Source organism: Thiohalocapsa sp. ML1, assembly GCF_001469165.1.
Taxonomy (GTDB): Bacteria; Pseudomonadota; Gammaproteobacteria; order Chromatiales; family Chromatiaceae; genus Thiohalocapsa.
On the sequence record NZ_JABX01000010.1, the window covers coordinates 129,421 to 140,690 of the forward strand.

The following is an 11,270-nucleotide window of genomic DNA, read 5'->3' on the forward strand; positions in this document are numbered from 1 at the left end:
GGGCCCGGCTAAGCCGCCTTGGCCGGCCCACCGCGCAGCCGCCCGACGACGGTGACGAGCGCGAGCACCACGGCGCCTGCGGCAACGCCGATGAGCCCGGTGGCGACGAGGCCGAAGAGCCCCTCCAGCGCCGGCACGCCGTGCAGCACGTGGGCGAGGTGCCCGATGCCGTGATGCAGCGCGGGCACGCCATGGACCAGGATGCCGCCGCCGACGAGAAACATCGCCAACATGCCGAGCACCGACAGGGACTTCATCAGGTACGGAGTGCCCGTCAGCAGGGCGCGACCCAGGTGGCGCAGCAGCTCGGACCAGAGCCCCTCGGCCTGGCGCTTGGCCAGATAGAGCCCGGCGTCGTCGAGCTTGACGATGCCGGCGACCAGACCGTACACGCCTACTGTCATCACGAAGGCGATACCGGACAGCACGACGGCGCGCGTCAGCAGCGCCTCTTCGGCGACGATGCCGAGCGTAATCGCGACGATCTCCGCCGACAGCACGAAGTCGGTGCGGATCGCGCCTTTCACCTTGTTGCGCTCCAGCGCGGCGAGATCGACCTTCGGGTCGGCCAGCGCGTCCGCGAGCTCCTGGTGGCGATCATCGCTAGCGTGCGGGTGCAGGTACTTGTGCGAGAGCTTCTCGAAACCCTCGTAGCACAGGAACAGCCCGCCCGCGATCAACAGCGGCGTGATCACCCAGGGCGCGATGACGCTCAGGATGAGCGCCGCCGGCACCAGGATCAGCTTGTTGATCAGCGAGCCCTTGAATACCGCCCAGACCACCGGCAGCTCGCGCTCCGCACGCACGCCGGTGACCTGCTCGGCGTTCACGGCGAGGTCATCGCCGAGCACGCCCGCGGTCTTCCGCGCCGCGACCTTGGTCAGGATGGCCACGTCATCGAGCACGGTGGCAATGTCATCGAGCAGGGCAAGCAGGCTAGTGGCCATCGTCGGTCCTGAAAAAAATGGGCTCGGCTGGCAGCTCAGTTGGCTGCCGGTCGAAAAACACGCGGCAAGGTAGCAGCGCCGACCGCAAGCGGCAAGCAAGCATTGTGCCCCGCCGCCCGATCGGCGTTCGGACAAGCCTTAACGAACGCCTCGCCAACAAGTGGTACAGTCCGCCGTCTCGCCTGGGCGCTCAAGTGTTGAAGGACCTCCCACGTGTCGCTCGGTTAGGGCGCCTTGCCGTCCTCCGTCACTCAGCAACCAATCGCCGACACCAGATCCCCTGCCCCCGGACGGCACCAGCGCGCCGTCAGCCCCGCTCGAACCGATGCAGCGTGATCTCCGGCGGGCAGAAGTAGCGCAGCGGCACGCCGCAGGAACCGGTACCGACGGAGGTGTAGCCGACCAGTTCCCGGTAGCGCCAGGCACCGGCCTGCATGGGTTTCGGCGCGTCGCAGACCCGCACCAGCGGATACCCGCCGGGCAGGCAGATCTGTCCGCCGTGGGTGTGGCCGGACAGCATCACGTCGAAGCCGAAGCCGGCGGCCTCCCGGTAGGTCTCCGGCGAATGGCACAGCAGGAGCGAGAAGCCGTCATCCGGGACCGCATCGCGCACGCCGGCGAGATCGTGCGTGCGGTAGAAGTTCGGATCATCGACGCCGGCGAGATGCAGCTCGGCACCGCGGAAGGGCACCGTCGCCACCTCGTTCAGCAGGAACCGCAGGCCCGCCCGTTCCAGCGGCGGCACGATCTCGATGAAGTCGTGATTGCCGAGCACGGCGTAGACCGGTCCGCGCAGCGCCGCGAGCAGCGTCGTGGTCTCCGCCACGGACGGGCCATGGTCGGCATCGGTAGTGTTGCGGAAGTCGCCCGTGATGACAGCGAGGTCGTAGTCGACGCCCGCCAGCCGCTCGCGCACGGCATGCCCCAGCGCCGGGTCCAGGTCCAGGTGCAGGTCGGTGAGCTGCAGCACCCGGAGCCCATCCAGGCCGGGCGGCAGCCGCGGATGGCGGATGCGATTGTCCACCAGCCTCAGGGCGGTGAAATTACGGTAGCCCCAGCGGTAGATGCCGAGCAGCCGGGCCGCGCGATCCGCCAGCACGTCGACGTCCACAACGCGGCCTAGCCCCAGAAAGAAGGCGTCCTGGTGCGCCTCCCCCGCGACATGAAATAGCTGTGCGTTGAGCCGCTGCCGCAGCCGGGCGCGGCCCAGGCGGCGCTCCAGCGCGGCGTAATCGGCGGCGTTGAGCAGCGAGTCGGCGGTGGTCGGGGCGTAGGTCGTCATGGGGTGCTCCGCACGGGCGGCCGGACAAAGCCTGGTCTGCACAACAGGCTAACGGCCATGGCGACCAGCGCCACCCCGGAGGATGAAAGGCGCTGCTCGCCATGACCATTTCGCTCACCCCGGACCTCTCCCAGGGGGGAGAGGAGGACTTCAAGGAGCGCGCTGCGCGCGACTGTCATGGTAACAGGCGCAGGCTAACAGACGATGTCACCCGGCAACATCGCGCGAGCCCATAACCGGGTCTTATCGGTGCCGCCCGAGCGTTAAGCACGAGCGCAACCGCGCTTTACGCCTGCTGCGATTGTGGTTTTCCGGCAAGCTCATGCCCGCCCGGCACCGTAACCCCCATCGCATTCGCCATATAGGCCGACCCCCACCCTGGGCTATCTTTAAGGCCGACAAGACAAGGCTCCCAGCCGCCCCATGACGGGCCGAGATCGATGCAGCTGTTTCAGCAACTCGACGCCCGCACCTTCAAGCACCGAGTCGATGCCCGGGGCCGCATCAGCCACGTCAATGACGAGTGGCTCGACTTCGCCGCGGAGAACGGCTGGCCCATCAGTGCCGCCGATGTCGTCGGTCGGCCTTTGATGGAATTCATCGGTAACCCCGAGCTCCACTACCTTTACGGGCTGCTGCTGGCCCGGCTGCGCGCCGGCCGCGGGCCCGTCCGCTACCAATACCGCTGCGATGCACCGGACTGCCGGCGCTTCATGCAAATGGTCTTGCAGTTCGATCCCGAGACGCGCGAAATCGAGTTCGCGAGCAAGATCTTGAGTATTAAGCGGCGCGCCCCCCAGGCGATCCTCAACGACACGCACGCGCACGACGACGGCAGCCTCGACGTGTGCAGTTGCTGCAAGCGGGTCAACATGGCGGGGCGCTGGACCGAGATCGAGGACGCCGTGGTCCGCCTCAACCTGCTGGGCCGAGAGGACCTGCCGCGCATAAACCACAGCGTGTGCCAGGATTGCGTGAGCGAGCTGTCGGACCTCGCCCATCCCTGACCGGCTCAGCCGCCATGGGACACGAGGCTCGGCAGCCCCGCACCCCGCGGCAGCCGGATGCGCGTGCGGCAGGCGTGCGGCACCTCCAGCAACAGCAGCGACGTGGCCGGCAGGCTCAGCACGTCGCCCACGATGACGCGCACCACGCCGCCGTGGGTGACCACCAGCGTGCGCTCGCCGGCCCCCGTCTGGACCTGCCCCCAGGCCGCCAGCACGCGGGCGCGAAAGTCCGCGAAGGGCTCGGCCCCGGGCGGCGTGAAGCCGATCGGATCCTGCCAGAAGGCGGCGAGATCGGCCGCCGGCAGCGCGGCCGCCGGCAGCCCCTCCCAGTCGCCGAAGTGGCGCTCGCCAAGCCCCGGCAGCGTCGTCACGGGCAGCCCGTGCCTCGCCCCCAGCGCCTGCGCGAAGTCCGCACAGCGCCGCATCGGCGAGCACAGCAGCGCATCCCAGCCGGTGCCGTCGGCGATGGGCTGCGTGGCGCCTAGGAGCTCGGACCAGCCCCGCTCGGTGAGCGGATCATCCCGGCTGCCGCGAAAGCAGGGCCCGCCCACCACCTCGCCGTGCCGCAGCAGATCCACGCAGCGCTCCGGCAAGCCGTCGCCGCTCATCCGGCGCGCTGCCTCAGGCGCCGCCAGCGACGCCGGCCTCGGCGAAGGTCGCCATACCCGCGTGCAGCGCACAGGCGAGCCGTAGCAGCGGCACCGCCGTCACCGCCCCGCTGGCCTCGCCGAGCCGCATGCCCAGATCGAGCAGCGCACCGCCGCCGAGGGCGTCGCGGATCGGCGCATGGCCCGGCTCCGCGGAGCAGTGCGCGAGCAGAAACCAGTCCTGCGCACCAGCGCACAGGCGCATCGCGGCCAGCGCCGCGGCGCTCGCGATGAAGCCGTCCACGAGCACCGGCAGCCCGCGCTGCGCGCAGGCGACGTAGGCGCCGGCGAGGGCCGCGATCTCAAAGCCGCCGACGCAGGCGAGCACGCCGACGGGGTCGTCGAGCCGATTGCGATGCAGCGCCAGCGCCTGCTCGATGACGGCCGCCTTGCGCGCGACCCCGGCGGCATTGAGACCGGTGCCCGGCCCGGCGAGCGTCCGCGGCGGCGCATGCAGCAGCGCGCAGGCGACCGCCGCCGCCGCGGTGGTGTTGCCGATGCCCATCTCGCCACCGATGAAGAGCTCGGCGCCGTCCGCCAGCGCCCGCTCCACGGCCGCCGCCCCCTCGTTCAGCGCAATGGCGAGCTCGGCGTCGGACATGGCCGGCTGGCGGGTGAAGTCCGCGGTGCCGGGGCCGATGACGGCGTGGCGCACCGCGGGGTGCTCCGGCACCGGCACCACGGTGCCCAGGTTCACGAGCTCCAGCGGCGCGCCGATCGCGCGCGCGAGCACCGAGATGGCGGCACCGCCGGCGGCCATGTTCGCCACCATCTGCGCCGTCACGGCCTGCGGGAAGGCCGACACGCCGCCCGCCGCGACCCCATGGTCCGCCGCGAAGATGCTGATCCAGACCCGATCGACCGTCGGTCGCGCGCGCCGTTGCAGCCCGGCAAGCCGAATCGCGATGTCCTCCAGACGCCCGAGCGACCCGGCGGGCTTGGTCAGCTCGGCCTGATGCGCGGCGGCGGCGGCGGCAATGGCTGCGTCCGGCGCGGCGGCGGGGACCCTAACCCAGGGTGTTTGACTCATGTATTGACTCCGTCGATGGGTGGCCCCTTCAACACCAGCGGCAGCCCCGCGGCGGTAAAGTAGACGGCGCCGCAGCGCTCGGCAAGCGCCTGGTGCAGCGTGCCCGCCAGGTCGCAATAGCGCCGGGCCAGGGGGTGCATGGGGATGACACCCAGGTTGGTCTCGTTGCCGACGAAGATGACCTTCCCCGGCAGCTCGGGCAGCAGCGCGGGCAGCGCGGCGAGCTCCCGTTGCAGCGCCGGCTCGTCGTCGGCCCAGAGCAGGTTGCTGAGCCAGAGCGTGAGGCACTCCACCAGGATGCAGCGCCCGCCCGCGGCCTCCGCGCGCAGCGTCGCGGTGAGCGCGAGCGGCTCCTCAATGGTCTGCCAGTCTGCCGGGCGGCGCTCGCGGTGCGCGGCGATGCGCGCGGCCATCTCGTCGTCCGACGCCCGCGCCGTAGCGATGTAGCTCACCGCGAGGCCCGAATCGCGCGCAAGGCGCTCCGCCAGCCGGCTCTTGCCGGAGCGCACGCCGCCAAGGATCAAAGTATGCATGGAGAGGGGCTAGGGGCTAGGGGCTAGGGGCTAGGGGCTAGGGGCTAGGGGCTAGGAGCTAGGAGCTAGGAGCTAGGAGCTAGGTGCTAGGTGCTAGGTGCTAGGTGCTAGGGACAAGATGCGGGGGGCTAGGGCCATCTAGCACCTAGCCCCTAGGACCTAGTTCCTTCCGTAGCGCAAGGTCAAGTACAACCCGCGGCCCGGCTGATTGTAATAGGCCACGGTCTCGTACTCCTCGTCGAAGACGTTCTCGACGCTCGCCTCGACGCGCAGGGCGTCGCTGAAGGCGTAGGACGCGCGCAGGTCCAGCAGCGTGTAGCCGTCGAGCCGCACCGCGTTGGCGGCGTCGTCGAAGCGTCGGCCGGCTGCGAATAGCGTCCCGCCGACACCGATGGCGCCGAAGCTGCGGTCCAGATCCAGCCTGAACGTCTGCTCCGGGCGCCGCGGCAGCAGCTTGCCATGGTCCGGCCCGGCGGAGCGGTTCAGCGGGTCCAGCAGGGTGAGATAAGCCCGGACCTCGGTGGCGAGCACCTCGCCCGCGAGCGCCCCTTCGAGTCCGCGGATGCGCGCTTCGTCGATGTTCTCGGCGCCATAGGCGGGCGGCACCAGCGTGATCAGGTCGTCGATGTCCATCTGATACAGGTTGAGCGACCAGTCCAGCGCGGCAATGCGCCCGGCGAGGCCGACCTCCGCGCTGCGGGACTGCTCGGGGTCCAGGTCCGGGTTGCCGCCGGCGAAGAAGGGATCGGACGGAAAGTACAGGTCATTGAAGGTCGGCGCCGTGAAGGCGGTGCCGTAGGCGGCGGTGGCCCTGAGATTGGGCCGCAGATCATAGCCGAGCACGACATCGCCGGTGACATGGCTGCCGAACTGCTCGTTGTCGTCGTGGCGCAGGCTCGCCTTCAGCGCGGCGGGGCCGAACCAGCCCTGGTATTGGCCGAAGACGCCGACGTTGTCGCGCCCGTCCTCGGCATAGGCAACGCTCGCGCCGACCGCGTCGTGCACATAGTCCACGCCGACGGTGACGAGGTGCTCGGCGCCGATGGCGACATCGTTCTGCACGCTCAGGGTGTCGCGGCGGGTCTCAAAGCGGCTCGCAAAGCGGCTCGCGAAGGCGTCGTCCTTGAAGTTGCGCTGCTCGTCCCAGCTTCGCCCGGCCGTGATGCGGATGTCCCAGGCGTCCAGCGGGCGCACGAGCACATTGGCTGCGGCCACCTGCTGGCGATTGCGCGCCTTGTTCTGGAAGGCGCCGTCGAACTCGACCTCGCTGTCGACGCTGAGGAAGCTCAGGTCGACGCTGGCCCGGTCGGCGAAGTCGTAGCCCGCGCTGGCGCTGACGCCCTGGTTCTCGTAGCCGTCGGCATCGGGCTCGTCGGTGCCGCAGCCGTCGAAGTACGGCGCACCGCGGCCGCTGCAGGCGTTGAAGCCCTCGGTCTGATCAAAGTTGCCGGACAGGCTGAAGCGCCCGTGCTCGCCGCCGCCGCGCAGCCCACCGGAAATACCGGCGGTCTCATAGCGGCCGGTCGTGACCTCGCCGAAGGCCGTGAGCGGCCCGCCGCCGCGGCGGGTGAAGATCTGCACCACGCCGCCCGCCGCCTCGGAGCCGTACAGGCTGGAGCGCGGCCCGCGCACCACCTCGATGCGCTCGATCTGGCTCACCGGTAGGTGCTGAAACTCGGTCTGGCCCGTGGTGGCGGAGCCGACCTTGACGCCGTCCACCAGGAACAGCACCTGATTCGGGTTGGCACCGCGCAGATAGAGCTCCGTGACGCGGCCGGGTCCGCCCGCGTTCGATAGCACCACGCCCGGCAGTCCGCGCAGCAGGCCCAGGGTGCTCTGCGCCTGGGTGCGCTCGATCTCCGCGCGCGTGATGACGCTGACCGGGGCCAGGGTCGCGTCAACCGTCTCGGCGGTGCGGGTCGCGGTGACCACGACGGGGTCTAGGTCGCTGATGGCGCGACCGCCGCCGGACGCGTCGGGATCGCTCTCGATTTGCGCAGCGAGTGTTGGCGGCAACAGCGCCAACGCAAGCAGCAGTGCCCGGCGGCGCGACGCGCCGCGGACAGTCTCGGACAGGCAGGAATAGGACATGCGTCACCCCTCGGCCCCGCTCACCCGCTGGGGCCCGGCTATGGAAGAAGACGCCGGGGGGGGCAGGCGTGGACGATGGACGAAGGCAGGACCAGCGCCGGCCCGGGTACGGCAGAGCGCACGGGGAGCAGGCGACGGGCGCACGCGCGGCACCGGCACGCCGACACCGCCCTCCGCGACGCCGCGAGCAGCCGATAGGCCGGTATCCGGGCTCACGAGCCGGCAGGCGGGGCCTGTGCTGAGCTCAGGTCCTCAGGGCTTGCCGGCCGCGGCACCTTCCCATGGTCCGAAGACCACAGTGGTCAATTGCCGCGGCACTGCTCGTCTACCGTTGCGGGGGCAGCGCCGGAATCGTGCGGGCGGCGGAGGCGCCGAACATCGGCGTTGGTCCGCGGCCCGGCACTGGACCGGCTTCCCGTTTAACCCCACGGCCCCTCGCGTGCTGCGAGCGGCCGGGGCACCTATCGGTAAGCCCGAATATTCTGGTGTTTTTACGCCGCGCGCCGCAAGCGTCGGCGGTGACGCGGATCAATACAGGCGGAATTGCTGCGGTAGCGCTCGCCGCATCGGGGCTTGAACCTAGGGATGGCGTACAATTCAAAGGCTGCATAGACGCTGAATGCAGCGGCAAACAGGCGTTTCCGACAGCGGGCATCGGTAGTTTCAAGCATCGAAACCCTTGAAAACGCGATCGCAGCCTGCCGTTTTCCGATGCCTTGCCGAGATCCGGCCGCGATCGCGGACAGGTTCTTAGCGCTGGAGATACGACAATAGAGCAGTCTCACATGCCAGATACCAGCACCGGCCTCGACCTGCAGCAGACCGAGGACGCCCTGCCCGAAGCCAAGTTCTACGTTGTCGCCGTCGGCGCCTCCGCCGGCGGGCTCGATGCCTTGGAGCGGTTCTTCCACGGCCTGCCGGCGCGCTCCGGTGCGGCCTATGTCGTGATCCAGCACCTGTCGCCGGATCACAAGAGCATGATGGGCAACCTGCTCGGGCGCCACACCACCATGCCCGTCGTCACGGTTGAGGACGGCATGGAGATCAAGCCGGACCGGGTGCATCTCATCCCGCCCGCGAGCGTGATGAGCGTCTCGCGCAACCAGTTGCGCCTGAGCCCGAAGAACCCGCGCGGCCTGACGCTGCCCATCGACCTCTTCTTCACCGCGCTGGCGCGGGAGTTTGGCAAGTACGCCATCGGCGTCGTGCTGTCCGGCACCGGCTCCGACGGCACCCGCGGCGCCGTAGCCATCAACGACGCCGGCGGGCTTTTGCTGGCGCAGGAGCCCGAATCCGCCAAGTTCGACGGCATGCCGCGCAGCGTCATCGCCACCGGGCTGGTGGACGCCACGCTGCCGCCGGAGGAGCTCGGGCCGCGGGTCATGGACCACATCAGCCAGGCCCCGCGCCCGCGCATCCGCCCGCCCGAGGAAGGCGTCACCGCCGACCGCCAAAGCGCGCTGGAAGAGACCATGCACCTGCTCCAGCACCAGGGCGGCATCGATTTTCGCGAGTACAAGCCGGCGACGGTCATGCGCCGCATCGAGCGCCGCATGCAGGTCCGCCACGTGCCGGACCTGGAGAATTACGCCCGGCTCCTGGATGGCGACCGCACCGAGCTGAACGCGCTGCGCCGCGAGCTGCTGATCCCGGTCACCAACTTCTTCCGCGATCCGGTGGCCTTCGAGGTGCTGGCGCAGACCGCCATCGACACCATCGTCAAGGAGCGCGGCGAGAACCAGCCCATCCGCGTCTGGGTGCCGGGCACCTCCACTGGCGAGGAGGCCTACTCCATCGCCATCCTGTTCGCCGAGGCCTGCGCGCGGGCGCGCCGCTGGCCGCCGCTCAAGCTGTTCGCGACCGACGTGGAACAGCACAACGTGGACTTCGGCAGCGCCGGCGTCTTCTCGGAGGCCATCACGACGGAGGTCTCGCCGGAGCGCCTGGAGCAGTGGTTCTATAAGCGCGGCAACCACTTCGTCATCAAGAACGAGATCCGCCAGAACATCGTCTTCGCGCGGCACAACCTGCTGTCCGACCCGCCCTTCACGCGCATGGATCTGGTGTCCTGCCGCAACCTGCTCATCTACTTCCGCACCGATGCGCAGGAGCGCGCCTTGCGCCGGCTGCAGTATGCCCTCGCGCCCGGCGGCTTCCTGTTTCTCGGCTCCAGCGAGACCCTGGCTCAGCTCCAGAGCGATTTCACCGCCGTTAACTCCAAGGCCAAGGTGTTCCGCATCCTGCGGCACGTGGCGCTGCCGCTGGACACCGGCGCGGCGCAACTGAGCCGGCTCGCCGGCAGCGCGACCCATGTGCGCCGGCATACCACCAAGGACCGCCACCTCACCGACGCCGCCGCCATCGAGGCGGGCGAGTCGGTGCTGCTGCGCTCCTATGCGCCCACCAGCCTGCTGCTCAGCGCCAACCAGGAGCTGATGCACGTCTTTGGCGACGTGAGCCATTATCTTCGCATCGGCGAGGGCGCCGTGACGCTCGACCTCGCCAAGCTACTGCCGCAGACCCTGGCACCCGTGGCCCAGGCGCTGCTGCACAAGACCGCCCGCGGCCAAGAGCCGCTGCGCTCCGACCTGCTCACCATGCAGCTCCCGGACGGCACCACGGAGCGCCTGCGCCTGGTCGCGCGCAGCGTGTCGCTCGACCACGGCGAGCCGCACCTGCTGTTGTCCTTCGAGCCGGACGTCGTGGCCCCCGCCGGCGAAGCGGCGGCGCCGGCGAGCAGCGACATCGAGACCATGAACATGGACCAGGAGCACGTGGAACGCGTGCAGACCCTGGAGCGCGAGCTCGCGGCCACCCGCGAGAGCCTGCAAGCCACCATTGAGGAGCTGGAGACCGCTAACGAAGAGCTGCAGGCCACCAACGAGGAGCTGATGGCCTCGAACGAAGAGCTGCAGTCCTCCAACGAGGAGCTGCAGTCGGTCAACGAGGAGCTCTACACCGTCAACGCCGAGAACCAGGAAAAGATCGAGATCCTGAACCGCCTCAACGCCGACCTCGACAACATGGCCAAGGCGGCGGCGATTGCGACCATCTTCGTCGACTCCAACCTGCTGCTGACCCGTTTCACGCCGGAAGCGACGACCCTGTTCAAGATCCGTGACGGGGATCTCGGGCGCTCCATCGAAGACTTCACAAACCTGCTGGACTATCCCGAGTTCGTTGAGGAGCTCAAGCGCACCATTGCCGACGGCAACATGAGCCAGCGCGAGATCCGCGTCGCCAATGGCCGGCTGTACCTGCTGCGGGTGCTGCCCTATGCGGTGCGCGAGCGCGAGGCGCGCGGCGCCGTCGCGACATTTGTGGACGTCACGGTGCTGCGCGACGCCGAGCGCCTGCAGGCCGTGCTCGACTCCCTGCCGGAGCACGTGGCGCTGCTCAATGACGACGGTGAGGTACAGATGATCAACCGCGCCTGGCGCGAGTTTGCCGACAGCCACAACGCCAACGGTGGCCCGGGTGGTCACTACCCCGATGCCTGGGCTGGCGGCCGGGGTTTCGCGGCCGAGCAGGAGACGATGCTCCGTGCCGGGCTTGATGAGCTCATCGCCGGGGGGCGCGACGACTTCGCGATGGTCTACCCTTACCGCGGCGCTGACGGTGAGCGCTGGTTCGCGATGCACGCAGCACCCATCGTGCACGGCAACGGCGGCATCGTCGTCAGCCATGTCGACATCAGCCCTTGGTACCGGGACGCCGGCGGCTGAACCGCGCG

The 11,270-nt window shown here is 69.5% G+C and carries 8 protein-coding genes and 1 riboswitch; of the genes, 2 read left to right on the forward strand and 6 right to left on the reverse strand.

What is annotated here, in order from left to right; genetic code table 11:
* Positions 1-8: 8 nt before the first annotated feature.
* Positions 9-947: a DUF808 domain-containing protein gene (locus ML01_RS08575; protein ID WP_058554980.1), complete on the reverse strand. Its 939-nt coding sequence runs from the start codon at positions 945-947 to the stop codon at positions 9-11.
* Positions 948-1,254: 307 nt separating this feature from the next.
* Complete coding sequence (locus tag ML01_RS08580) at positions 1,255-2,229, reverse strand: metallophosphoesterase (RefSeq protein WP_058554981.1); 975 nt, start codon at positions 2,227-2,229, stop codon at positions 1,255-1,257.
* Between the two features lie 440 nt (positions 2,230-2,669).
* On the opposite strand from ML01_RS08580, the gene ML01_RS08585 reads away from it, so the two are divergent.
* Complete coding sequence (locus ML01_RS08585; RefSeq protein WP_058554982.1) at positions 2,670-3,236, forward strand: hypothetical protein; 567 nt, start codon at positions 2,670-2,672, stop codon at positions 3,234-3,236.
* A 5-nt stretch (positions 3,237-3,241) separates the two neighbouring features.
* Here the strand turns inward: ML01_RS08585 and ML01_RS08590 are convergent, their stop codons facing one another.
* The 4 genes from ML01_RS08590 to ML01_RS08605 all read right to left on the reverse strand — a co-directional run bounded on the left by ML01_RS08590 (position 3,242) and on the right by ML01_RS08605 (position 7,537).
* Positions 3,242-3,844 carry a histidine phosphatase family protein gene (locus tag ML01_RS08590; RefSeq protein WP_058554983.1) on the reverse strand — a complete coding sequence of 201 codons (603 nt, stop codon included), beginning with the start codon at positions 3,842-3,844 and terminating at the stop codon, positions 3,242-3,244.
* A gap of 13 nt (positions 3,845-3,857) precedes the next feature.
* Positions 3,858-4,913 carry a nicotinate-nucleotide--dimethylbenzimidazole phosphoribosyltransferase gene (cobT, locus tag ML01_RS08595; RefSeq protein WP_058554984.1) on the reverse strand — a complete coding sequence of 352 codons (1,056 nt, stop codon included), beginning with the start codon at positions 4,911-4,913 and terminating at the stop codon, positions 3,858-3,860.
* The gene (cobU, locus tag ML01_RS08600) at positions 4,910-5,446 is read right to left on the reverse strand and encodes a bifunctional adenosylcobinamide kinase/adenosylcobinamide-phosphate guanylyltransferase (protein WP_058554985.1); all 537 of its coding nucleotides are present in this window, start codon (positions 5,444-5,446) and stop codon (positions 4,910-4,912) included. The genes cobT and cobU overlap by 4 nt, the downstream gene beginning before the upstream one ends.
* A 159-nt stretch (positions 5,447-5,605) precedes the next feature.
* Positions 5,606-7,537, reverse strand: coding sequence for a TonB-dependent receptor domain-containing protein (locus ML01_RS08605; protein ID WP_058554986.1), 1,932 nt, complete (start codon positions 7,535-7,537; stop codon positions 5,606-5,608).
* Between the two features lie 179 nt (positions 7,538-7,716).
* Positions 7,717-8,017, reverse strand: a riboswitch (cobalamin riboswitch).
* A gap of 305 nt (positions 8,018-8,322) precedes the next feature.
* Between ML01_RS08605 and ML01_RS08610 the strand changes: the two genes are divergently transcribed.
* Positions 8,323-11,262, forward strand: coding sequence for a chemotaxis protein CheB (locus ML01_RS08610; RefSeq protein WP_058554987.1), 2,940 nt, complete (start codon positions 8,323-8,325; stop codon positions 11,260-11,262).
* The last annotated feature ends 8 nt before the right edge of the window (positions 11,263-11,270 follow it).